General features: G+C 55.5%; 19 protein-coding genes. 7 read left to right on the top strand and 12 right to left on the bottom strand.

Annotation, left to right across the window (positions count from 1 at the left end):
* Positions 1 to 117 precede the first annotated feature (117 nt).
* Positions 118 to 3,486, top strand: a complete 3,369-nt coding sequence (locus tag FHS72_RS02095) for a transglutaminase family protein (RefSeq protein WP_183524806.1) — start codon at positions 118 to 120, stop codon at positions 3,484 to 3,486.
* 58 nt (positions 3,487 to 3,544) lie between these two features.
* Here the strand turns inward: FHS72_RS02095 and FHS72_RS02090 are convergent, their stop codons facing one another.
* Positions 3,545 to 6,667, bottom strand: a complete 3,123-nt coding sequence (locus FHS72_RS02090; RefSeq protein ID WP_183524803.1) for an efflux RND transporter permease subunit — start codon at positions 6,665 to 6,667, stop codon at positions 3,545 to 3,547.
* Positions 6,667 to 7,872: an efflux RND transporter periplasmic adaptor subunit gene (locus FHS72_RS02085; protein WP_183524800.1), complete on the bottom strand. Its 1,206-nt coding sequence runs from the start codon at positions 7,870 to 7,872 to the stop codon at positions 6,667 to 6,669. The genes FHS72_RS02090 and FHS72_RS02085 overlap by 1 nt, the downstream gene beginning before the upstream one ends.
* Positions 7,873 to 8,247: 375 nt before the next feature.
* Here FHS72_RS02085 and FHS72_RS02080 point away from each other — a divergent pair, with 375 nt between their 5' ends.
* Positions 8,248 to 9,321 carry an alpha/beta hydrolase gene (locus tag FHS72_RS02080; protein ID WP_183524797.1) on the top strand — a complete coding sequence of 358 codons (1,074 nt, stop codon included), beginning with the start codon at positions 8,248 to 8,250 and terminating at the stop codon, positions 9,319 to 9,321.
* Here FHS72_RS02080 and FHS72_RS02075 read toward each other — a convergent pair.
* The 9 genes from FHS72_RS02075 to FHS72_RS02035 form a co-directional block, all read right to left on the bottom strand.
* Positions 9,318 to 9,776 carry a GbsR/MarR family transcriptional regulator gene (locus tag FHS72_RS02075; RefSeq protein ID WP_183524794.1) on the bottom strand — a complete coding sequence of 153 codons (459 nt, stop codon included), beginning with the start codon at positions 9,774 to 9,776 and terminating at the stop codon, positions 9,318 to 9,320. The genes FHS72_RS02080 and FHS72_RS02075 overlap by 4 nt on opposite strands.
* 152 nt (positions 9,777 to 9,928) lie before the next feature.
* Positions 9,929 to 11,206, bottom strand: coding sequence for a glycerate kinase type-2 family protein (locus FHS72_RS02070; protein ID WP_183524791.1), 1,278 nt, complete (start codon positions 11,204 to 11,206; stop codon positions 9,929 to 9,931).
* An 85-nt stretch (positions 11,207 to 11,291) separates the two neighbouring features.
* Positions 11,292 to 12,200: an endonuclease/exonuclease/phosphatase family protein gene (locus FHS72_RS02065; RefSeq protein ID WP_221235308.1), complete on the bottom strand. Its 909-nt coding sequence runs from the start codon at positions 12,198 to 12,200 to the stop codon at positions 11,292 to 11,294.
* A gap of 90 nt (positions 12,201 to 12,290) precedes the next feature.
* Positions 12,291 to 14,249, bottom strand: coding sequence for a bifunctional 2',3'-cyclic-nucleotide 2'-phosphodiesterase/3'-nucleotidase (locus FHS72_RS02060; protein ID WP_183524789.1), 1,959 nt, complete (start codon positions 14,247 to 14,249; stop codon positions 12,291 to 12,293).
* Between the two features lie 95 nt (positions 14,250 to 14,344).
* Positions 14,345 to 14,590 carry a nitrate/nitrite transporter NrtS gene (gene nrtS / locus FHS72_RS02055; RefSeq protein WP_183524786.1) on the bottom strand — a complete coding sequence of 82 codons (246 nt, stop codon included), beginning with the start codon at positions 14,588 to 14,590 and terminating at the stop codon, positions 14,345 to 14,347.
* A complete protein-coding gene (trxB, locus tag FHS72_RS02050) occupies positions 14,587 to 15,528 on the bottom strand; it encodes a thioredoxin-disulfide reductase (RefSeq protein ID WP_183524783.1) in 942 nt (313 codons plus the stop codon). The genes nrtS and trxB overlap by 4 nt, the downstream gene beginning before the upstream one ends.
* Before the next feature lie 131 nt (positions 15,529 to 15,659).
* Positions 15,660 to 16,319, bottom strand: coding sequence for a carboxymuconolactone decarboxylase family protein (locus FHS72_RS02045; RefSeq protein ID WP_183524779.1), 660 nt, complete (start codon positions 16,317 to 16,319; stop codon positions 15,660 to 15,662).
* 116 nt (positions 16,320 to 16,435) lie between these two features.
* Positions 16,436 to 17,170, bottom strand: coding sequence for a hypothetical protein (locus FHS72_RS02040; RefSeq protein WP_183524777.1), 735 nt, complete (start codon positions 17,168 to 17,170; stop codon positions 16,436 to 16,438).
* A gap of 24 nt (positions 17,171 to 17,194) precedes the next feature.
* The gene (locus FHS72_RS02035) at positions 17,195 to 18,214 is read right to left on the bottom strand and encodes a Gfo/Idh/MocA family protein (protein WP_183524774.1); all 1,020 of its coding nucleotides are present in this window, start codon (positions 18,212 to 18,214) and stop codon (positions 17,195 to 17,197) included.
* Positions 18,215 to 18,734: 520 nt separating this feature from the next.
* On the opposite strand from FHS72_RS02035, the gene FHS72_RS02030 reads away from it, so the two are divergent.
* The 5 genes from FHS72_RS02030 (at position 18,735) to FHS72_RS02010 (ending at position 23,832) form a co-directional block, all read left to right on the top strand.
* Entirely contained in the window at positions 18,735 to 19,652 is a 918-nt protein-coding gene (locus tag FHS72_RS02030) for an AEC family transporter (protein WP_246414450.1), read from the top strand.
* Positions 19,653 to 19,719: 67 nt separating this feature from the next.
* Positions 19,720 to 20,661, top strand: coding sequence for a TRAP transporter substrate-binding protein (locus FHS72_RS02025; RefSeq protein WP_183524768.1), 942 nt, complete (start codon positions 19,720 to 19,722; stop codon positions 20,659 to 20,661).
* 92 nt (positions 20,662 to 20,753) lie between these two features.
* Positions 20,754 to 21,272 carry a tripartite tricarboxylate transporter TctB family protein gene (locus FHS72_RS02020; RefSeq protein ID WP_183524765.1) on the top strand — a complete coding sequence of 173 codons (519 nt, stop codon included), beginning with the start codon at positions 20,754 to 20,756 and terminating at the stop codon, positions 21,270 to 21,272.
* Positions 21,273 to 21,305: 33 nt separating this feature from the next.
* Positions 21,306 to 22,790: a tripartite tricarboxylate transporter permease gene (locus tag FHS72_RS02015; RefSeq protein WP_183524762.1), complete on the top strand. Its 1,485-nt coding sequence runs from the start codon at positions 21,306 to 21,308 to the stop codon at positions 22,788 to 22,790.
* Between the two features lie 133 nt (positions 22,791 to 22,923).
* The gene (locus tag FHS72_RS02010; protein WP_183524759.1) at positions 22,924 to 23,832 is read left to right on the top strand and encodes a tripartite tricarboxylate transporter substrate binding protein; all 909 of its coding nucleotides are present in this window, start codon (positions 22,924 to 22,926) and stop codon (positions 23,830 to 23,832) included.
* 52 nt (positions 23,833 to 23,884) lie between these two features.
* On the opposite strand, the gene FHS72_RS02005 is transcribed toward FHS72_RS02010, so the two are convergent.
* Positions 23,885 to 24,928 carry an Ldh family oxidoreductase gene (locus FHS72_RS02005; RefSeq protein WP_183524757.1) on the bottom strand — a complete coding sequence of 348 codons (1,044 nt, stop codon included), beginning with the start codon at positions 24,926 to 24,928 and terminating at the stop codon, positions 23,885 to 23,887.
* Positions 24,929 to 24,980 lie beyond the last annotated feature (52 nt).

The following is a 24,980-nucleotide window of genomic DNA, read 5'->3' as shown; positions in this document are numbered from 1 at the left end:
CGGTATTCTTCTTGTGCGGACGCACTAAATGATGATCTGTTAACAATATGCTCATCGTCAACCCATGTTAAAACCAACAACTACGAGTTGATGAAACTTTAGGGAAAAAACACACCAATGTCGATAAAAGTGGCACTTTCGCACAAGACAACGTACTCATACGATAGATCAGTGACGCTAGCGCCGCACATTGTCCGACTTAGGCCAGCCCCGCACGCACGCTCAACAATTCAGAGTTATAGCCTCAAGGTTGAACCCAAAAACCATTATCTGAATTGGCAGCAAGACGCCTATTCAAATTGGCAAGCACGGCTCGTGTTTCCTGAGCCTGCACGCGAGCTATCCGTCACTGTCGATTTGGTGGTGGATTTGGTCGCGATTAACCCATTCGATTTCTTTTTGGATGCGTCCGCCGAAAACGTCCCTTTCAGCTACGACAAAGCATTATTGAAGGATCTGCGTCCCTATCTGAAAAAAGTCGCGCGTGGCGATTTGTTCGACGATTTCGTCGCCAATGCCCCCGCTCAAAACGGTACGACAAACGATTGGCTCGTAGCATTAAATCAATATGTCGCTGACGCCATTGATTACACAATTCGCATGGAACCGGGCGTCCAAAAACCGACCGAAACCATTCGTAAAGCGTTGGGATCATGCCGCGATAGCGCATGGCTGATGGTCGCCCTGTTCCGTCAATTAGGCTACGCGGCGCGGTTCGTATCCGGCTATCTTATTCAGCTGACGGCAGACCAAAAACCCATCACAGGCCCCGAAGGCCCAACCGAAGACTTCACCGACCTGCACGCATGGACCGAGGTCTACCTGCCCGGCGCGGGTTGGGTCGGCATGGACCCCACGTCTGGCTTGTTCGCGGGCGAAGGGCACATCCCACTGGCCGCAACCCCAGAACCCAGCTCTGCTGCTGCGATTTCTGGCGCACATGACCGCGCCGAAGTCACATTCGGCTTTGAGATGTCGGTCACACGGATCGCAGAACCGCCCCGCGTCACACGGCCCCTGTCGCCCGAACAATGGGCCGAGATTGACCGCGCGGGTCAGTCCATTGAGAATAAACTCAAAAAACAAGACATGCGCCTGACAATGGGCGGTGAGCCGACGTTCATCTCCGCCGATGATCGCGACGGTGCCGAATGGACCACCGACGCCGTTGGTCCGACGAAACGTGCCTATGCAGACGACCTGCTGCGCCGCTTACACGAACGCTTTGCGCCCCACGGCATCCTACATCACGGCCAAGGCAAGTGGTATCCGGGCGAGCCTTTGCCGCGGTGGGCCTATTCGATCATCTGGCGTGGCGACGGCCTTCCGTTGTGGTCCGACGTCGATCTGATCGCCAAAGAGGGCACAGGCAAAGCGGACGCCAAAGACGCCGCCACATTTGCGACGAAACTGTCGGACAATCTAGGCCTTGGCGAAGATTACGTTCACGATGTCTACGAGGACCCCATGCACTTTATGGGGACAGAGGCGCTACTGCCCGAAGATGTCACCCCCGAAGACAGCGAACTCGACGATCCGCAGGAACGTGCGCGCCTTATTCGCATGATGAATAACGGGCTGAAAGTAGCGTCGAGCTACGCAATCCCACTTCAGCTCGCGCAGGCCAAAGCAACGGGTCAACGCCGCTTCAAATGGGCGTCCGAGCGCTGGACAACGCGCCGAGGCAAACTGTTCCTGACGCCGGGTGATAGCCCTGCTGGTCTGCGTCTGCCGCTCGCGACGCTACGTAAGGGCGACAAGGATAAACGGGGCAAACGTATGCGGATTGAAAAACCGTTTACCCGCGATCCGATGACGCGGCACCGCCCGCCTGCTCCGCCAAAACACGTCTTGCAAAACGGCGACGGCGCGTCGGGCCCTGCGCAAGACTACAATTCCGATCAGTATCTGCGCAGCGACATCAATTCAGACGATTGGGTCGATGGTGGTGCTACCTTCTGGGAAGAAGGCATGCCGATCCGCACCGCCCTGACAGTCGAAGCCCGCGACGGCATTTTGCACGTCTTCATGCCGCCAACTGGATCAGCCGACGAGTATCTCGACCTGATCGAAGCCGCCGAAGAGGCCGCGCGCGATATGGACCTTGCGATCCGCGTAGAAGGGTACGAACCGCCGCGCGATCCGTCCTTGAACGTGATCCGCGTCACCCCTGATCCTGGCGTGATTGAAATTAACATCCACCCCGCCGCCGATTGGAACGCCCTGCGCCAAATCACCGAAGCGCTATACGAAGAGGCACGGCAATCCGGCCTCGATAGCTTTACTTTTATGGTAGACGGGCGGTTAACTGGCTCTGGTGGCGGGAACCACATCGTCGTTGGCGGTGAAACGCCTGCCGATAGCCCGTTCCTGCGGCGCCCCGATTTGGCCGCCTCTGTCATCCGCTATTGGCAGCGGCATCCGTCGTTGTCATATCTGTTTTCCGGCACGTTTATTGGACCAACGTCGCAAGCTCCGCGCTTTGACGAAGGTCGCTCTGGCAACGTTTACGAGATGGAAATCGCGCTGCGCGAACTCGCACGCATGCAGGAAACCGGCCAATCGGCACCTTGGCTCGCTGATCGCATTCTGCGGCATCTGTTGACCGATCTGACCGGAAACACACATCGCGCCGAGATTTGCATCGACAAGATGTTCTCACCGGATAGCGCAACTGGCAGGCTAGGTCTCGTCGAATTCCGCGGCTTTGAAATGCCTCCGCATTGGCAAATGTCGATGGCGCAAGCGCTCGTAATCCGGTCGTTGCTCGCATGGTTCTGGGACAAGCCCTATACCGAGCCACTGATCCCGTGGGAAAGCGAACTACACGACAAACATCTGTTGCCGCACCACGTTTGGACCGACTTTAAAGAGGTCTTGTCAGACCTATCATCAGCCCACGGCTTCCCGTTCCGTCCCGATTGGTACGACGCACAGTTCGAATTCCGGTTCCCGGAAGTCGGATCGGTGCAGGTCGAAGGCATGACCTTACGCCTGCGCAACGCGATCGAACCATGGTTAGTGCTGGGCGAAGAAAACAGCGGCGGCGGGACATCCCGCTACGTCGACAGCTCGCTCGAACGTGTCGAAGCGACAATCGAAGGCGAATGGTCAGATCGCTACGTCCTGACCTGCAACCAAGTCGAAGTCCCGTTGCGCGATTATGGCCCGAACTTGAAGGGCGCGGGTGTGCGTTTCCGCAGCTGGCAACCATGGTCTTCATTGCACCCGACAATCCCGTCTCATGCGCCGCTTGTCTTTGATATATATGATAAAACCGTTGGTCGTTCTGTTGGCGGTCTGACGTATTTCGTATCTCATGTCGGCGGGCGTTCGCATGAAACGCGACCCGTTAACGACCTAGAGGCCGAAGGGCGCAGACGCGTGCGGTTCGTCCCCGGACAGCATACCCCGATGAGCTACAATCCAATTGCACCTCGCGCGAACAAGCATCAGTTTTGGACGATTGATTTGCGGTTCGTGTAAACAAAAAACAGGTTTGCCCATCCACCAAATGGTCGATGGGCAAACCGTTCATTCACACTTACTCTGCGGGTTGCATCGTCGGTTCAGCCCGCTTTGATTTGCGTTCACCGAGCATCAGCATCGCGGGTGTCACGACCAACGTCAGGATCGTCGCAATCACCAAACCGCCTGCGATGGCCGACGATAGTTCGGTCCACCACTGCGTTGACGGCGCACCGTAGACGATTTCACGGGTGAAAAAGTTCAAGTTCAACCCGATCACCATTGGCATCAATCCCAGCGCCGTTGTGACAGACGTCAGGACCACAGGCCGCAAGCGTTGTGCGCCTGTCCGCAATGCTGCTTCCAATGGCGATTGACCTAACCGTTTGAGATCATTGTAGGTATCGATCAGCACGATGTTGTTGTTTACAACGATACCCGCCAAGGCGATCACACCGATCCCGCCCATAACCACACCAAATGGGCGGCCCGTAACGATCAGCCCCAAGAGCACACCCGCGATTGAAAAGACGATTGCGCTCATCACCACGAAGGCTTGGAAAAAGCTGTTGAATTGCAGCACAAGGATCACAAACATCAAGAAGATCGCCGATAGGAATGCACCCACCAAAAAGATCATGCTTTCTTGCTGGTCTTCGGCTTCGCCCGCAAAGCTGAACTCGACGCCGTCGGGTAAATCCGCGTTGTTCAACGCTTCGGTCAGCGCAATCACTTGATCGTTTACCAATACGCCCGGTGCGACGTTTGCCTCAATCGTGTTAACGCGTTTTTCATCAATCCGGCGGATGATGCCCGTACGTTCTGACGGGGCGAAAGTCACGAAGTTCGAGATCGGAACCAACCCTGCCGTCGTCGGCACCCGCAGACCGCTAAGCTCGGCCAAGGACCGTTCTTCGCGCGGGAACCGAACACGGATGTCGAGAGAACCGTCAATGTCATCAGGACGGTAATCCGCAACGGTGATCCCTTGGGTCAGCAATTGCACGGCTTGTCCCAGCAAACTGACGTCAGCACCATACCGCGCAGCTTCGGCACGATTGACGAGGATCGAAACCTCGACACCCGGCACCGGACGCGTATCGGTGACATCAGTATAGCCGCCCTGACCGTCCATAATATCGCGAATTTGCTGTACCGCCTCGGCCTGAACATCAGGATTACGTGCTGTGATTTGCAGGTTGACCGGCTTGCCCGACGTCGGGCCGCCGCTTTCGGTCTGCACCTGCACGTCGATGCCCGAAATATCCGAGACGCTTTGCCGGATATCGACGCCAATTTCGGCAGCAGTCCGGCGTTTATCCCAATCGATCAGTTCCAGCTGCAGCGTCCCGATGGTTTCTTCGTCGCCCTGCCCCGCGCTCATCATTGAACGGGCGTAAATGCTGGCAATTTCGTCGTAACCGAGAATGCGATCTTCGACAGCGCGAACCATTGCATCACGCTCGAAGATCGAAAAGTTATCACGCGCGCGGACCTGAACCTGCATAAAGTCAGGCTCGACGGCTGGGAAAAAAGTCACCCCTTTGCCGAATTGACCATACAGGCTAAAGCCACCCAGTAGCAGCGCGATCGCGAACAGCAATGTCGCCGCAGGCCGCAGCACAGCCCATTCGAGCAAACGCACGTAAGCCCCCGTAAAGCCGCCCATATCACGTGGATCGCCAATTTCGGCAGCGTGCAGTGCAGCTTTGGCTTTCGCCGTTTGTGGTGGGCATTTGCCGATGATCCCGCCCATGACTGGAATGAAAATCAGCGCCATAAACAGCGAAGCCGATAGCGTCAGGATCACAGTGATGGGCAGGAATTTCATAAATTCACCGACCATCCCGCTCCAGAACAGTAGTGGGAAAAACACGCTCAAGGTCGTCGCAGTCGAGGCAACAATTGGCCACGCCATCCGCTTGGCCGCGAAAGCGTAAGCTTCTTTGGGTGGCAGGCCTTCTTGCAGTTTTCGGTCCGCCAATTCGGTGGTCACAATCGCACCGTCCACCAACATGCCGACTACGAGGATCAGAGCAAAGAGCACGATGATATTCATCGAATACCCCATTACCCATAGCGCGATCACACCCGCCAGAAATGCACCAGGAATCGACAGGCCGACAAGGATCGCAGATCGTGTGCCCAGCGCGAATACAATCACGATCATCACGAGAATGACCGCAGCGATGACGTTCGCCTCAAGATCGCTCAGCATGTCTTCGACCTGTTTACTCTGATCTTGCAGATAGGTCATTTCGACGCTTTCGGGCCAATCGACGCGCAGTTCTTCGACCATGGCCTTCACCTCGGCCACGGTGTCGATGATGTTCGCACCAGACCGTTTTGTGATCTCAAGCGCCAAGGCCGGCTGCCCGTTGATCCGCGCAAAAGACGTCGGGTCCTCGAACACACGCCGGATGGTCGCAACGTCGCCAAATGTCACGACGGCATCGCCGCGAACTTTGACCGGCATCGCCATCACGTCATCAAGATCTTCAATCAATCCGGGGACTTTAAGAACGATCCGACCAGAACCGGTTTCAATCGCACCCGCCGCAATCAGGCGGTTGTTACGTTGGATTTGACCGATCAATTCGTCAAAGGAAAGGTTGTAGGTCTGAAACACCGTCGGATCGATCAGAACCTCAAGGAATTCAAACCGTTGCCCGCCAATATCGACCTCTAGAACGCCACTCAGTCCCTCGACACCTTCTTGCAGATCTTCGGCCAATTCATTCAATGTCCGCTCAGGCACTGGACCCGACAGGATCGCCGTGATGATCGGGAACAGGGCCGTGTTAATCTCTGTAATTGTGATCTCGTATGCGTCGTCCGGCAGTTCACTTTGCGCACGGTCTGCGGCAACGCGGACCTTGTCTAACGCCTCTTGGTTGTCACCGCCTGGGGCGAATTCAAGCTGGATGCTCGCGAACCCTTCGCTTGCGTCTGACTTGATGCTGTCGAGGCCCGCAATCGACGCAAATTCGGTTTCCATGGGCTCAAGAAGCAAGCGCTCGGCGTCCGATGGGCTGATCCCGTCGAGGCCGGTCGAGATGTAGAAGAATGGCAGCGGAATTTCTGGGTTGGCTTCTTTCGGGATCGCAACATAGGCATAAGCGCCGACGATCAACACCATGAACAAGGTCATGATAACGACGCGAGACCGCGAAAATGCGGCTGAGATTATGCTGTCCATTATTCTGTGACCTCAGTCGCAGGTGCAACGGTTTCGCCTTCATTTACAAAGCCTTGACCGACAGTGATCACATCGACCGCTTCGGGCAGCCCCGTGACCCAGATGCCATCGATCTGCGCTTTGACAACTTGAATTGGGTAGAATTCGACGACGTTGTCTGCGTTCACCGTTTTGACGCCGAGATCACCTGCGGTGTTCAGCGAGACAATCGACGGTGACAAGAAATGCGCCGTGATTTCACCCGTCGGGATCACGACCTCAGCCGAGATACCCGCAGGGATTGCACCATCTGCGTTTTCCACTTCAACCTCGGTCAGGAACGTGCGCGTCTCAGCGGCGGCAGAGCTGCCAACAAAGGTGACGATGCCTTCACGTTCTTCGCCCGTGATGAAGTTCACAGTCGCGGGTTGGCCTACGGACAATAGCGTGAGGGATTGTTGCGGCACCTGAATGGCGACGGTCAGCGGCGTGATGTCGACCAAACGGCCAACTTCGGTGCCAGCCGAGACAAATTCGCCTGCATCAAGGTTAAGCGTTTCGATCCGGCCCGCGAAAGGTGCGGTAATCACAAGCGACTTTGCGGCTTCTTCGACGCTGGTGACTTGGGCTTGGGCGGTCACATAAGCGGCTTGGGTTTCCGACACACGATCTGCAGTCCCGACCCCACGTTCACGCAATTGCTTGGCGTTCTCAAAATCGCGCAAGGTGCGTGCCAATTCTTCGTTCGCGCGCGCGATCTCCGCGTTATTTCCGGTTGGATCGAACCGCGCAATTACATCGCCCGCTTCGACATTTTGGCCTTTTTTCACAACGACTTCCGAGATGTCGCCAGTCGTCTCGGCCCGCATCATCGTGTCGCGATCTGGCAGCGCCTGACCTTCGGCCTCGTAGAACTGCGTCACCGTTTCAGACGCCGATGCGCTGACACCGACGGCCAGCGGTTTCGGGTCCTCGCGGGTGACCACTTCATCTTCGGTGTCGGATGGAATGATGAAACCGCTGCCCATCCAGCCGACAATGCCGATCACCAAAACTGCTGCAACCCACGTCGAGCGCGACGCACCCTTGTCATTGGTGAACGTTAACGTTTGGGCCTTTTCGGCATCTGTCGGCGCTGGGTTGACCAATTTGCCGGTCTGCACGTTTTCAGACGGCGCGGCGTCATCCGACACTGGCGGCTTGATCGCGATTACGTCTTTGGTCATGTGCTTTTGTCCTCTGAGGCAAGCGGCGCGAAACTCTGCGGTGAGCACGACCATCTGTAGTTCTGTTTTCTGATCTTGACGGCATCTAGTTTGTCACAGGCGTTGCGTCAAGTTTGTTTTGTCGCGACTAAACATAACGTATACGTGACAAACGCTCACCGTTATATGTGTCACACTTTCGCAAAGGAAAGGGCGGCACGTTATATGTCGGTTCAATCAGCGGCCTATGCGGTTAATCGCATTTCCAGAATACTTTCTTAACACACTTATAAGCCTTTGGCGTTCGGGGCGGCGTTCGTCTCATATCGCGGCACCATCGAGTTGCGCAGTTTTGCAATTGATCCTACCAATGGGCTTCACGCACAGGGCTTACACATGACATCTTCCTCCCTTTTGAACAGACGTCGGTTTGTCCTGCTATCCTCGGCATCTATGGTATCCGCCTGCGCCGCTCGGGGCACGCTAACGCCTGTGGTGCCTGCCCCGAACGATACCATCCGCCCGATCTTTGTAGTGACAGATCGGATGGTCGACCCCGATTTCCGCCCTATTGACGGTGGCCGCCTAACCACGTCATTCGGACGCTTCGACGTGCGTGTTCCGGCCAGTCATGTCGTCGGACAAGTCGAATACCCCGATCCAGACGACAACGACAATGCTGCCACCTTTGGCATCACGCAGACCCAGCGTTACGATACTCAAGCAAGCCTGATCGCCGCAATCAATGACACTGAGAACACAGGCGCAGACGTGCAGGTCTTTATACATGGCTACAACAACACCATGGCTGAAGGCATCTATCGGCACGCCCAAATCGCCCATGACTATGACCTTGAGGGACCGCAGATCAGTTATGCTTGGCCTTCGGCGGGTAGTTCTTTCGGATACTTGTCTGACCGCGACAGCGTCTTGATTTCGCGCGATGGGCTCGAAAACCTGCTGACGGCCTTGTCACAAAACAACACCCGCAAGATCAGTATTTTCGCCCACTCTATGGGGTGCCTGTTGTTGATGGAAACACTACGGCAAATGGCGATTAAGCACGATCACGCAGGATTTCCCGCGTTTTCCAGCGTTGTATTGATCGCGCCCGACATCGACATGGACCTGTTTGAGCGCCAAGTCACACGCATCGGCGTGCTGCCAGACCCTTTCACCGTGATGATTTCCACGGCGGATCGTGCGTTGCAATTGTCGAGCCTGCTCAGCGGGGACACAGACCGATTGGGCAGCACGACAGAAATTGGCCGCCTGCAAGCTTTGGGTGTGAACGTCATTGATCTGTCGGATTTCGATGACACGGGGGAAACCCACCACATCACCGCCGCGTCATCGCCGTCCGCAATTTCGTTGCTGCGCGGCTTGCGGAATTCGTCATTTGCAAACAACCCGACGCGCACCGCGCCGTCGCTTGCTGAAATCGCGTTCCCAGCACTGAAAGGTAACTAAGTGCGATCAAGGTCCTTGGAGATCTTGGTAAGCGCCGCGGCCATTGATTTGTAGAAATCAGCATAGGCCGTCACTCGCGCCCGAATGACCGCTTCATCAGCAGGAATTTTTTCAATTGTGTCGGTGATTTCTGCCTGCGTATGCCCGAGCGTCTCGGCGTAATAGTCTAGCATTTTCGCATATGGGTTCTCGGCGAGTTGAAAATAGTCTTGCCGATCGCCCGGCTTTGCTACCCTTTTGATAAGACGCCGTTCTTCCAAAATCCGCGTGGCCGTACTGATGCTGCCACGGCTCACCTGCAATTGTTCGGCCAAATCACCAAAAGCAATCGCTTCGACGTCCCACACGAACAAACCCAGCATCCGCCCTGCGATACGAGGCAAGCCGTCCGTCTGCGCCATGACCCCGATCTTTTCGATGAATTCACTGCGTGTTTCTTCAATGCTTTGCGTCATGTGCAATCACCCCAACGTATGCGCCTGTATGGCGTTCTTGCGCACTACAGTATGTTCAAACTTAATTAAACAAAAGATCAAGATCGGTAAGATTGCGATAATTCAGGCGAAGATTTGCCGCTGGAGTAGGATGATTTGCGATAGAGACTTGGCTAGGCGGACGCTGGCAAAATCAAGATCGCCCGAAAATCATTCACATTGGTCAGCGTCGGTCCCGTCACAATCTGACCGCCCACGGCGTCGAAAAAGCTGTGAGCGTCGTTGATCGCCAATGCTGCATTCGCGTCAATTCCGTTGCTCACCGCGTCGCTCAAAACGTCTGGCCCCGCGTATGCTCCGGCCACTTCGGCGGCACCATCCACGCCGTCCGTATCGCAAGCAAGGACGTGAATGCCCGATTGCCCGTTCAACGCAATCGCCGCCGCCAGCACGTATTCCGCGTTCGGCCCACCGACACCATCGCCGCGCCGCGTAACCGTGCACTCACCACCTGATAGCAACAAAATAGGTTTGTCGGTCGGTGTCATAGCCGCTTGCAACGACATTGCCTGCCGCGCTTGTTCTGCGCCCAGATCACGCGCCTCACCTTCCAGTGCATCGCCAAGATCACGCACGTCAACAGCTGCAGCTTTCGCGATCTGCGTCGCCGCAGCAAGAGAATGAGACGGTGCCGCGATGATCCGTGTCTCGGCGTGGCTTAAGCGCGCATCGCTCGGCGGTACAACCGACGAAGCGTCGCAAATCGCACGGCGCAGATGATCTGGCAGCGCGATTCTCCGTCGCTCAAGAATGTCGATAGCATCTTGCGGAGTGCTGCTTTCGCCAACAGTCGGACCGGACGCGATATCGGCCGGATTGTCGCCCGGCACATCGGAAATCAAAAGCGTCAGCAACCGCGCCGGATAACAGGCAGCGGCAAGCTGCCCGCCCTTCACGCGGCTAAGATGTTTACGGACGACATTCATTTCAGCGATCGGCGCGCCCGACGCCAATAGCGCACGGTTCACCGCCATTTTATCGTCCAGCGACACGCCCTCAACTGGTGCGCAAAGCAAGGCAGAGCCGCCGCCAGAAATCAGCGCAACAACCATGTCATCCGCGCCCAGACCCGAGACCAAATCAAGCAGTCGTTTGGTCGCTACCTCGCCAGCCACATCTGGCACCGGATGCGACGCCTGTGCGATTTCAATGCCTTGGGTGGGGCGTTCATATCCGTAGCGCGTGATGACCAGCCCTTCGCTAGGGCCGTAATGCGCCTCTGCGGCCTCGGCCATCCGTGCGCTGGCCTTGCCAGCCCCGATGATCATTAGCCGCCCTTTGGGACGTCCCGGCAAATGTGCGGCAACCACCCGCATCGGGTCCGCAACCGCGACCGCCTCTTTGAAAAGATCACTAAGGAACTCGCGTGGAGAGGCGTTGAATGCGGTCATATCAAATCCAAATCTGAGGCGTGGCGTACATTCAGAATGGTGGCCTTGTTTTCAGCAGGATGCAAATCCGCCGTGATGCGGCACGTTATTGCAGATCAAAATCCACGATCACCGGATAATGATCCGTCGGCCATTCACCATCAAACTGACGTCGCAGGACGATCGGATCGCCCACAACTGTCGGGCTCCCCATCACCCCGATATGATCAATCGCGCTGAACAGATTTATCCCGTGGTTCAGGTGATAAGTCGTCCCCGTGACAGGAGCAAAGTTAACACCAGCGTTTTGAAGAATTTCTACCGTCTGGTCGCCAAATCGCGCGTTCAGATCACCGACGATGAACAACGCCTCACCCGCATCGGCCCAAGGCGTTATGCGTTCTGCTACCAATTCGACAGACCGCAGCCGATTGGTCCGGCTCGCGTAGTCCGTGTGGATATTCACGACACGGAACACGTCATCGCTTTGCTGATCACGAAAAACCGCCCATGATGCAAAGGCGGGAAACGACCCGTTGAACGTCGGCGAGTAAATTACGTCAGGCGTTTCGGAGAAAAAGAACCAACCCTGATCCAGCATTTCGAGCCGATCTTTGCGGTACAAAATTGGTTGTGTAGACGGGAACGTAGCCCGTTCGCCGACAGCCGCTGCCGCGTAATCAGAGTTGTTCGCCAGAAGCCAATCCAACGTCAGATTGCCAGCATCGACGTTTCGCCCACCAAAGCTCTCCATTTCCTGAAAAGCGATCACATCGGCACCAATTTCCTTGAACGCAAGGTCCATCGGACCTTTACGACGCTCCCAATCACCACGCGACCAAGCGCCCGTTTCTTTACGCATGTTGATGTAGTGAACGTTGTACGTCGCGACACGCAGCGTGTCCTGCGACGTGTCAGGCAAAGGCGTATCGCCTGAATTTCGAACAAGTTGACAGCCAACAGCCGTGACCAGAATGGCCACAACGCCCAGCGCGATTTTCAGGATACGTTTCAAAATATGATATATCTACTCTTTACCAGCCCCGACGTGGCGCTGCTTGGCCACCAATAACGGCCAAGCAGCAATGCTCAATTCACGATTGTGTTAAAGTGCTATGCGGTAGCGCGCAAACCCGTCAGGGCCGTCGCCTGCTGGCTCGATATCTAAGTTAACCTGATCAAGATAAGCGCTTGCCGCTGGTCCCGTATCGAACAGAACCGTCGTGCCTTCCAAAGGCGCAAACGACCAGTTGTTATCGGCTCGCGGGCTGATGGTGCCCTTTTCGACGATGTAGCGCACGATCACGTCGCGGTTGGTGTCTGGACCCTCAAACACGGTTGTTTCCTCAGTCGCACCGGGGAAGTTCCCGCCGCCACCTGCACGATAATTATTTGTCGCGATGATGAATTCCGCAGCCATATCAAGCGGCTCGCCGTTGTGCGTCAAGTTCACAATCCGGTTCGCATCAGCATTCAGCACATCACCCGTCGAAGGATCGTATTTTGACGGTTGTGACAGATCGACCTGATAGTTGACGCCATCAATGATATCAAAGTTATAGCTTGGGAATTCAGGATTCAGCAGCACGACATCCTGCGCGCCCGCTTCGACCTGATTAAACATGCCCGCAGAGCGTTCCAGCCAGTCTTTAACCTGTTGCCCTGTCACACGCACAGCGCGTGCTGTGTTCGGGTAGAGGTACAGATCAGACACGTTTTTGATCGCCACATCGCCTTCGGGAACGTCGGTGTAATACTCAGGACCACCACGGCCACCCGCCTTGAACGGCGCGGCAGCGGACAGAATTGGCAAGCCTTCGTGTTCAGTGCCTTTCATCATCTGCTCGATATACCAAATTTGGGCAATCGACACGATTTGCACAGACGGATCATCCGCGACCAGCGCGAAATAGCTGTGCAACGGCGCGTCGGTTTTCCCAACTGCGCGGCGTACATATGTCAGCGTTTCGTCGTGTTCTTGCTGGACTGAGGCGATCACCTCGGCGTCGTCTTCGACCAGCGCGGTCACGCTGCGATCTTCGTTGCGTTGCGAAATCGGGCGGGCTTCGGATTCAGCGGACACAACACGCCACGCGTTGCCGTCCTTTTCGATCAACAGATCAATCAGCCCCATGTGGCTGCCCCAGAATCCGCCCATCGTCGCCGGCGTCCCCATCAACGTGCCCGCATCAATATCAGCGCCAGCAAAATCGGCATAACCGGGCGACGGGAACACAAGGTGGCTGTGACCGGTCAAGATCGCATCCACGCCCTCAAGTCCCGCGAGCGGCACAGAGGCGTTTTCCATCCCGTCGCTCGCATCAGCAGCGCCGATACCAGAGTGGGACAAGGCGACGATAATATCCGCGCCCTGCTCTTTCATCAGCGGCAAATACGCCTTTGCGGTTTCGATAATATCACGCGCCTGCACCTTGCCCTCCAGATGCTGGCGGTCCCAGTTCATCACTTGTGGTGGCACAAAGCCGATCAGGCCAACTTTGATTGGATGTGTGTTGCCAGCGCCATCAATCACCGTGTGATCCAAGATCACATAAGGCGGGATCAGCGTTTTGTCTTTGGTCGGGTCGCTACCCAATTCCAGCGCGACGTTTGCGTTTACAACAGGGAAATTCGCCCCTGCCAGCGACTTCATCAAGAAGTCCAAGCCGTAATTAAATTCGTGGTTACCCAGCGTCGATGCATCAAAGCCAAGCGTGTTCATCGCGGCAATCACTGGATGCACATCACCGTCCTTCATACCGCGCTCATAGGCGATATAATCGCCCATCGGGTTGCCTTGCAGGAAATCACCGTTGTCGATCAGCAGCGAATTGGACGCCTCGTCGCGGATTGCTTTGATGTGGCTTGCGGTACGGGCCAGACCAACAGTGTCGCTTGGGCGGTCCGCATAATAATCATAAGGAAAAACATGCACATGCAGGTCAGTTGTTTCCATAATGCGCAAGTGGGCCTGATTGGTGGCCGCATTTGCGGAATACGGGTGAAGGGCGATAAAACCTGCAGTGCTTGCCAGAAAGCCGCGACGATTGAGTGTGAAAGACATGATGATTTCTCCTATGGGCTACCATTGAGGCGATATCGTCAAAGTCTAACACCGAAATGACAGCCCGCAATGGGGCTGCCTTTTCTTGGCTCGTCTCAGCCTTCGGATTCGCGAATGGCGAGAACCGAAGAATAGGTTGATACAGCATAAGGCACGCAAAATGTCAGCGCGATGCGGGCGAATGCCGCCCAGTTCATATCCAGATTCAAAATCCGGTCGCCATGATTGATCGCCGCCAAAATGACGCCAACGATCAGGGCAATGCGGCCCGCCCGTTTGATCACCTGTCGGCGGGTGGCAATTTGCCAGAACCCCGCGCCGACTTGCCCTGCGGCGGTCATTCGGCTTCTGACAAGAACCGCTCGGCCTCGAGTGCGGCCATGCAGCCCATGCCAGCCGAGGTCACAGCTTGGCGGAATTTGAAATCCGTCAAATCACCTGCCGCAAAAATGCCCGGGATCGACGTCGCGGTGCTATCAGGCTGCGTGACGACATAGCCGCCCATATGGGTTTCCAGCACGTCTTTGACCAATTCGTTACTTGGCGCGTGGCCGATGGCAATGAACACGCCTTTGCAATCAATGCTTTTGATCTCGCCAGATGTCGTATGTTTAACGCGGATACCTTCCACGCCAAGCGGCGCGTCGGTGCCGAGCACCTCGTCAAGCGCATGATCCCAGACGACTTCGATCTTGGGGTTATTCAGCAGGCGTTTCTCTAAAATAGCCTCGCAACGCAGTTTATCGCGGCGATGTACGAGCGTGACCTTGGATGCAAAGTTGGTGAGGAAGAGCGCCTCTTCCACAGCGGTGTTGCCACCACCTACAACCACAACCTCTTGGCCGCGATAGAAGAATCCGTCGCAGGTCGCACAGGCCGACACGCCAAAGCCCTTAAACTTTTCCTCAGTCGGCAGGCCCAACCATTTCGCACGCGCACCTGTCGCCAAGATGACGGCGTCAGCGGTATAAACCGTGCCGCTATCGCTTTGCGCGACAAAAGGCCGTTTGCTGGTGTCGAGACTGCTGATGATATCGCCGATGATCTCTGCGCCCATCGCCCGCGCGTGGGCCTCCATTCGGATCATCAAATCCGGCCCTTGTACCTCTGAATCGCCGGGCCAGTTTTCGACTTCGGTTGTCGTGGTCAACTGCCCGCCCGGTTCAATCCCTTGGACCAAGACCGGTTCCAGCAATGCGCGGCTGGCGTAAACGGCGGCGGTATATCCCGCGGGACCGGACCCGATGATCAGAACTTTGGTGTGTTTCGTTTCGGCCATTGGTGTCTCCAAGGTGACGTTTAGGGGCAGCGCGACCATCAGTTGCGCTGAAATAGATTTGAAGTGCGTGTGGGGGTATCGTTATCGCCGTCCGACCTGTGCAGGTGCCACGGTCGGACGGCGATGATCACTTATTTTGCGGTGCGTTCAGCGGCACCAACTTCGGCAAACTTGCCAGCAAAGGCTTCGATTTCGTCCACGGACAGACCTTTAACCGCATTCCATTGCTTTTGGTTGTATTCTTCGGATTCAAGATCGGTCCAGAAACTGTCGTTCAAGCGGTTGATCATGTTGAACATCGCGCAGGCCATTGAAATCTCAACGATTTCCGTGTCGTTAAAGTTATCTTTCATGCCTTGCCAAGCATGGGGATCACGTTGCGCCTTGTTCAAGGTCATCGCCTCGCTCCATGCGATCACGGCCTTGTCACGCGCATCGAACAGATCACTGGTCTTGTAGCTATCGTCCATCATCGCTTCGAGTTCTGCTTCCGACACGCCCAAACCTTGACCGAAGACAGAAGTATGCGCCGTGCAATATGCACATGCGTTCACCATTGACGTCTTGATGCTGGCAAGCCCGCGCAGGCGCGGCTCTGTCGTTGCACCAAGATCAGGCTGGCGCACCGACGCGACAAGCCCGCCAAACCAACGTGCAATATACGGGCTATGAGTGCCTAAGATGCGTTGCAGGTTGGCCGTCCGGCCCAGAAACCGGTCAGAGCCTTCGTAGATCAGCTTTGTTGTGCCGGTGGCCTCTTCATGGCTCAGTCCAGAAATACGTTGTGACATTGTCTTCTCCCTTTGATTTACACCAGCGACCTTTGCGCCAGCACCTCCTGAAAAATCCCCATCAAACCATCCTTGATCCTCATCAACGGTTTTGATGCGGGGTCGTTGTCGTGTCGTTAAACGGCAGGCCAAACGCGGCGCCCGGCATGCGGGCCGCCGTAAGTGTGCGTCACATATTCAAGCACGTGACGGCCCGTCCAATTTTCTTCGCGATCAGCCGCGATAAAGCGGTGTTCAAAACTGCTGTCGCCCTCAGGCATGTCAGCAAATTCCCATAACACACCGTGCTTGGGCCAACCCGCCATCGAAATCATCTTGCGCCCACGGATCATCCCCGGCGTCACAGACACCCGCGAAAAGCGTTCAGCGCGATACCAGCGGGCCAGTTCGATCTCGTCATCCGGTTTATCGGCGTTATAATTGCCAAGCTGCATCGCAGGCGGTGGCCCCATGCCATACGGAAACGCGCGTTGCTCTGGTGAATTGATCACCTGTTCTTCGATGAACACAGCAGAGCGGTAATTGCGACGCACAGACAATTTGTCAGCATGCGCGGCTTCTAAAGCATTAACCGCGTTGTTCGGTCCAAAGAAAACCTCTGGCGATGCCGAAGCCGTCAAAATCACGTTCTGCCAACCCGTGGGGACCAATGGATCTTGGGTGACTTTCTTATTTGGCGCGCCCTCAATGTACGGGCGATCTGGCAGTTCAACGATATCGTAATGACCAACCCAGCTGACACCCTGCGCCGCTTGCAACGCGGGCAGATACGTCTCATGCATCCACGCCCAAGTAACGGCACGTGTATCGTCGTCTAGATCGAACCACTCAGCTTTGAGCACCTCACCCATTTACAAATCCTCCCAAACTTCTTTTTAGATGTCCGCCAATTTCACTTCTTGGCCAGTCTCAGCCGACAGTGCGATGGCCTCTAACACCTGAATGTTGTGCACCATTTCTTCCGTGGTGAACGGATAAGGCGCACAGCCTTGCGCGGCGGCAGCGAACGCTTCGAGGTTTGATGTCACCGCGTCTTCCCAATTGTAGTTCCGTTGGGCGACGGGCTGGCCGCTTTCGCCAGTCAAAACCCGCACGATGCCGTCCGGCGTATCGGGGTGGCTGTCGTTCAGCACTTCGACCCATTTATCTGTGCCAAAAACATGCATCCGAATGAAATGCGGTGTATGCAGGACGGCGCTGAAAGTCGCGGTCATGCCCGCCTCGAATGACATCTGGACCGTGACCACATCGCCAGTTTCCCAACCAAGCGACCGATCCGCCGTAAACGCATGCAGCGCACGGATCGGACCAAAGAACGAAATCAACAAATCGGACAGGTGAATGCCCATCGCCGTCATACCCGCAGCGGGGCTGACTTCTTTACGGGTGCGCCAATCGTTAGCAGGCACGCCAATCAGCTTGTCATGACTAAATGCAGCTTCGGCATGCATGACCGTTCCGAGATCGCCCGCATCCAGCGCTTCTTTCAGCGCGAGCATCGCAGGTTCAAAGCGACGCTCGTGACCGATGCCGAGTTGGACGCCCGCATCTTCACAAGCCTTAACAGAACGTCGCGCGCTGTTTGCGGTCAGTCCCAGCGGTTTCTCGCAAAACACGTGCTTTCCGGCAGCAGCGGCTTGCGTGATCTGCGCTTCGTGCAGCGGGTTTGGTGTCGTCAGAATGACTGCATCAACTTCGGCCACAGCCAGTGGTTCGGCCAGATCAGTCCATGCCGTCAAACCTAAATCAGCGATACCTTGATGGTTGGCCGTGACCGGTTCGACGACGCCCGCAACTTTTAACGTCGCATGTCCGGCAAGGCGTTTCGCAATATGTTGCCCCCACCAGCCAAACCCCACGATCGCGACAGTAAACGGTTGATTTTCATTAGTCATTTTGGCTACTCCGTAGTCAACGCTGGGCTTTGCGTTATGGTGGTATGGTTTTTGAGTGGCCCTAAGTTCCGATCAAAATCGGCCTTTCTGGCCCCTCGTTTGCAAAGCCTAGCCACGTTCACCCCATCTAAACAAGTGATGTATCCTGATGACATCCTTCAACAAAGCAGATAGCCGCCCGACGGGTGTAGCTAGCTAAAAACCTGATAGAGGATAGCAACAATCGCCATTACCGCTGATGGCATTTCTTTGCCATGGTCATAAAACACAGACGGCGAATCGAGGAGGGTTCGCCAGATGCGCGTCGAGCAACATCAGAGGCGATGTCGTTAACGCTTACTGCAGGTCAGAGGGAACCATTTCTGAGCCTGCGGACACACCGGGAGGACGAAAAATGGCACCAGTTAACACCTTAAATTCAGACGTTTTTCAACGCGAGGACGTGCTTTAGGTCTCACCACCCCTTTCATATCGTATGTCGAAACACACAGCTGAGGGAGGAACTCTTTTGTTGTTACAGATGATCAATATCCTCGGCCCGATCAGTGTCATCACTGCCATCGGATATCTTTTTGGCCGCTCGTCCGTGCGCCTAGAAACACAAACGTTGAGCGCATTGGTGATCCTTGTCGCCACGCCTGCGCTGATCTTTAGCGCATTAACCTCGCTAAACGTCTCCTTAGACGTGATCGGTTCAATGGCAACAGCGGCATTCCTATGCCTGTTAATCTCGGCAGCAATCGGGTTTCTAACGCTCAAGGTCCTCGGCAAATCGATACGTAGTTTTCTACCGACCCTCATGTTCCCCAATTCGGGCAATATGGGCTTGCCACTGGTCATCCTGACATTCGGTGACGAGGGTGCACTGCTCGGCGTTGCTTACTTCTTTATCATCGCACTTGCGCAACATTCCTTGGGTCTGTCGATCTATGCAGGCTCAATCCGCGTGCAAACGCTGCTGCGCCAACCATTGATATATTCCATAATCGCTGTGTTACTCGTCACCGCATTCGCAATTCCCGTGCCGCAGGTCATCGTCACCACGACAGAAATGTTAGGCGGCATGATGATCCCCGCGATGCTTTTGCTGCTCGGCACATCACTTGCCACGCTCAAGACCTCAGATCTGGGCCCAGCGCTGGTGATCGCGGTGATACGGTTGCTGCTCGGTGTGGTCAGTGCGCTCATCGTTATAATACTCTTAGACCTACGCGGCGCGTCGGCTGGCGTCGTCTTTTTATTAGCAACCATGCCAATCGCGATCATCAACTATGTGCTCGCGGAACGCTTTCAATACAATCCCGAACAAGTTGCAGGCACCGTTGTCGCATCCACTGTGCTGACCTTTATCTGTTTGCCCGCACTGGTTTGGCTCGCACTCGCGCTCTCGAAATCGCAGTTTCCGTTTTCTGCCCTTTTGGTCAGGAACGGCGCATGATGCATGGCCAATCTTACCAAAAGCCAGTCTCGTCGCTCGCGTTGCAAAACGGAGCAAAGATCATCTAATGGCAGACCCAATCAAGATAAGCCTCGGTGGCTACCAAGGGCCAAATTCGGTTCATACTTACGGGGTCGAAGCCTTCTGCGCAGCGATGCGTCGCCTTGCTGGTGATGCGGTCGAGATCAGTTTTCACCCCGATATCACTGACACCGGACGCAATGCAGCCGATCTTTTGGGACTGACCGAAGGTGGCACATTTGACGGCTGCTACTTTTCATCCAGCTATCTGGCACCACGTGTGTCGGCGCTGACGTTGTTCGATCTTCACTTTGCGGTGCCTGACAAGGCCAAGGCGTTCGCCCTGCTCGACGGTGAAGCAGGCAAAATGCTCGCTGATGAGGTCACGGCACACACCGGCTTCATCACGCTCGGATATTGGGACAACGGATTGCGTCATATGACAACAGCTGACCGTCCGCTCTATACGCCCGCCGATTGTGATGGGCTTAGCCTGCGCATCTTGCCAAACGACAATCACAACCAGATTTTCCAGTCCTTGGGTTTCCACCCCCGCGTCATCGACGTCAAAGAAGTCACCGCCGCCGTCAACAATGGCGACGTGGATGCGCAGGAAAACCCACTGACCAACACCTACAACATGGGCCTGTCCAAATCCCAGCGTGTCGTCACCTTGTCAGGTCACCTGATGGGCATCTCGCTGGTTCTGTTCAATCGCGAGAAATTCGCGTCTTGGCCAGACCACATCCGTGCATGGATCACCCAAGCCGTGGACGAGGCGACAACCGCACAGCGAGCACGCGCGCAAGCCGACGAAGCCCAATCCAAAGCCGCAATGCTAAACGACGGCGTCCAAATGGTTGAACTGACACGGGCACAGCGACTGGCTTTCAAGGCCGCAGTCCAGCCCGCAGTGTCGCGTATCGCAAGCGACATCAGCCCCGCCCTACTCAAATTATTCAATGTTGAAACGGGGGCCGCATCATGACCGTAATCGCCCGTTTCTCTTTGCCGTACACACCACTTGGTCATGCAAAAAACCGGGCGACAACGCCCGCGACGACATAACGGAGGTTATCCATGAATTCGAAACGCTTCACCCTTTCAGCCGAGACGATCACGATAGGCACCCTCATGGTGGCAGCTGTGTTGTCGCTTATCTTCTTGAACGCCCTCATCGCTCGACCCAAAGCACTGTTCGGCCAATCGCTATCGGCGATCTCGCCTGCGCTCTTTCCGAGCATCGTGCTGGTCATTCTTGCACTGTTCTGCGCCATCACATTGCTGATGTTCACAACCACGCAGGTCGATGAAAACGTCGAAAAGCTATCTAATTCACAGTGGGGTCGCGCATTTTTCTTCTTTGGCGTCTTGATCCTATACGGGCTGACGATGGTCCCATTTGGTTTCCTGATCTCAACGGCCCTCGTCATCACAATCATCTCACTCCAACTGGGTTCGCGCTCTGTCCTGCAAATCGGCGCGGTCGCCTTGATAGGGCCCACCTCGCTCTATCTCGCGGCCACACGTCTGCTTGCCGTGTCACTGCCGGAACTGAACGCGATCGAATTTGCTTACGCTCGCTTGTTCAACCTTTGAAACCCATGAAACACAAAACACTAAGAGGCACCCATGATTGAACAGTTCATAGAAGGTTTCGGCATGGCCATGCGGCTAGATACCATGGTGATGATGAGCATCGGGCTTTTCGCTGGTATGCTTGTCGGGTCATTGCCGGGCTTCACAACATTGATGGCGATGGCAATCCTGCTGCCCATCTCATTTTTCCTTGATCCACTTGTCGGCATCCCGTTCCTGCTGGGCATCTACAAAGGCGGCATTTTCGGCGGGAGTGTTCCCGCGATCCTGCTTTCGATGCCGGGAACTGGTGCGGCCGTGGCCACATCGCGAGACGGGTACAAACTGACCCAAAAAGGCAAGTCACGCAAAGCTCTTGATATGGCGCTCTTTTCATCCGTCTTTGGTGATACATGCAGCGACATCTTCACGATCATGATGATCTTTCCAATTGCCTTCTTGGTTATGCAGTTCGGCCCACCGGAATTGTTCGCAGTCCTGTTGATGAGCTTGATCATTATCGCAGCGACGTCGGGTGCTAATCCGCTGAAAAGCCTGATTATGATGGCGCTTGGCCTATGGTTGTCCTTTATCGGAACAGACCCGCTGGGCGGCTCAGAGCGGTTCACATTTGGTCTTTTCGAGCTGAAGTCAGGCATCCCACTACTGCCAATGCTCATCGGCCTGTTCGCGCTGCCAGAAGTAGCCTCTGTTGTGATCCGCAACGATGGGGCACGCAAACTGTCCGCACTTGTTGGCGAACGCCTCAAGTTCGCAGAGTTCCGGCGCTGCTTTAAAACGATCTGCCGTTCGACCGTGATCGGGACAATGGTCGGCATCGTGCCAGGCTTGGGCCAGATCGTTGCTGCGATGATGGGCTACTCTGCTGCAAAGAACGCATCAGACCACCCAGAAACATTCGGCGAAGGCGAAATCGAAGGCGTTGCTGCCGCTGAAGCCGCAAACAACGCGGTGAACGGACCAACAATGGTGCCGCTACTGACACTTGGCATCCCAGGCGACAACGTTACAGCGATCTTGCTCGGCGCGTTTGTGGCCCAAGGCTTGCGCCCTGGTCCGCAATTATTCGAAGAGCAAGGTGCTACGGTTTTCGCAATCTTGGTCGCAATGGTCATCGCCAACCTGCTGTTCTTGGTCATCGGCTACTTGTCCGTGCCGTTCTTTTCAAAACTGGTCACGGTCAAGACGTCCATTCTGATCCCATTGGTTATCATGTTCGCTTTTGCAGGTACTTACGTCTACCGTTCCGACCCCGTTGACCTGCTGATGCTGGTTGCATTTGGTATCTTCGGGATCATCGCCAAGGCCGGACGGTTCGACGTTATGCCCTTGGTCATGGGCTTTATCCTCGGGCCATCGATGGAATACGCCTTTGGCCAGACCATGGCGATGTCGGGCGGCAACGCCATGGGCTTCTTTGTCACCGAACGGTTCGGCGCACTTGGCGTCCTGATCGCAGCACCAATCATCGGCTTCATGCTGTGGAGACGCCTCTACGGCGCAGCCCGCACCATATAAGATAAAACGCCGTGCGGCTGATCTCGGCCGCACGGCACATCACAAGATATCAACTAGGGAGAGAGAAACGATGATTTCGACAATGATCAAAAAAACGTTGGCAGTTCTTGCAGTATCGGGAGGGGCATTTGCAATGTCTTCCGCACCGGTTCTAGCGGAATATCCAGAAAAACCAGTCACGATGGTCATTCCATTGGGCGCAGGCGGATCACATGACTTGAACGCACGGATCATCACGTCCGTCATTCCGCAGTACCTGAACCAAGCCATGATTGTGCGCCTGACACCGGGTGCGGGCGGGCAAAAAGGAACGCAAGAAGTCGCACGTTCTCCGGCCGACGGGTATACACTGTTGTTCTCGCACAACTACATGGACATGCTGCAACAATACGTGGACGACCTGCCGTACGACCCAATGGCAGACTTCATTCCAATCGCTCGGATCAACTATGCGCCAGCGTCAATTGTTGTCCGTGCGGACAGCCCGTATGAAACATTTGAAGATTTGGTAGCAGATGCACGGGCACGACCCGGCGAGTTGGACCTGGGTCATTCAGGCAACTGGGGCGCTTTCTTTGTGCCTGCTGCGCAAATCATGCGCGAGCTTGACCTGAATCTTAACCTGATCCCATATCCGGGTGGTGGACCAGCAATGCAAGCCTTGCTGTCAGGCGATTCAGATTTCACAATGGCGTTTCCATCATCTTTGGGTGAATTGCTAAAGGCTGGTGACGTCCGCATTCTGGCTAGCGCAAGCGAAGAACGTATTTTCGACGACGTTCCGACTCTTACCGAACTCGGCATCGAAGGTGACATTGGATATATGCACCGCTTTGTTCTGGCGCCTACTGGCACACCGCCAGAAGTCGTCGAAACGCTGCAAGCCGCATTTGCCGAACTCGTCGTTGATGAAACTTTCATTCGTCTGATGGGAACACTTGGCGAAAGCATTGATCCAATGAGTGGCGAGGAATACCAAGTCCTGCGCGAGCAGCAGTCCGTGACCTACAAGGAATTGGTCGACGCGCTGACCACGGAATAATCGCAAGGTCATATCACGCAAACGGCCCCGATACCGTCGGGGCCGTTCTTATTTATAACGGCGCTACACCCAAATCATCGGCCATCAACCCCAGCTTTTCGCGCAGTGCCTCTGGCAAAGGTATCCCGTCTTTCAATCGTGTTTGCGTCACACTGTGCATCCGTTCACCCGGCAACCGGACTTCATCGACACCGCTGAGCGTTTCGCTTGATTTCATCTGGGTCCAGACCGCATCAATATCAGCGCGGAATGTGTCAGGATCAGTGAACGCCTTTATATCCAACGCGAGGATCATATGACCCGTATTTGTCGTCGACACTGCATCCGCGTTGAAATCGACCACGTCGCGACCAAAGGCAGCGCCATTCAAAACACCCGCCAAAATACCAAAGATCAGAGACAAGCCGTAGCCCTTGGGCCCACCAATCGGCAGCAGAAACCCGTCAGCAGATTTTGTCGGATCGGTCAGCGGTGCGCCGTTGCGATCCACCATCCAGCCTTCGGGCATCTGCTCGCCCTTCAACGCGGCGGTTTTCACCTTACCATAGGCCGCCACGGTCGTCGCCATATCCAAGACGATGGGCGGAAATTTGTCGGACGGCAAAGCAATCGCAATCGGATTTGTGCCCAACAACATCTCGGTCCCGCCCCAAGGCGGCATGTGATTGGCGCTCGCCACCGCCATATAAATCCCGATCATATCTTCTTGCGCAGGCATCATCGCATACAACGACGCGGGGCCAGCGTGGTTCGAATGCCGCGCCCCAACCCAAGCCACGCCAGCATTGCGCGCCTTTTCCATTGCCAGTTCCGTCGCGTGGTGCATCACCAAATGACCCATGCCGTTGTCGCCATCGATCAACGCCGTCGCAGTCCGATCCGAGACGACTTTGAACTCCGGCGACATGTTCATGCCACCCGCCCGAATGCGCTGGATATACATCGGCAACCGGAACACGCCGTGCCCCTCTTGGCCCATCAGATCAGCGCGGGCCATCATGCCCCCAACCCGATCCGCGTCAGCGGCTGGCATCCCGCACGCCCCAAGGCACCGCGCGATAAATGCGGCAAGGTCGCTGTGTGAAATATTGGTCATGTGACTTCCCTCTTCGAATTAAAATGAAACGCTAAAACGCAAACACAAAGGT

The organism is Yoonia ponticola, from assembly GCF_014199395.1.
Lineage (GTDB): Bacteria > Pseudomonadota > Alphaproteobacteria > Rhodobacterales > Rhodobacteraceae > Yoonia > Yoonia ponticola.
Note: the sequence above shows the minus strand (reverse complement) of the source record. Positions and strands in the feature narration are given on the sequence as shown.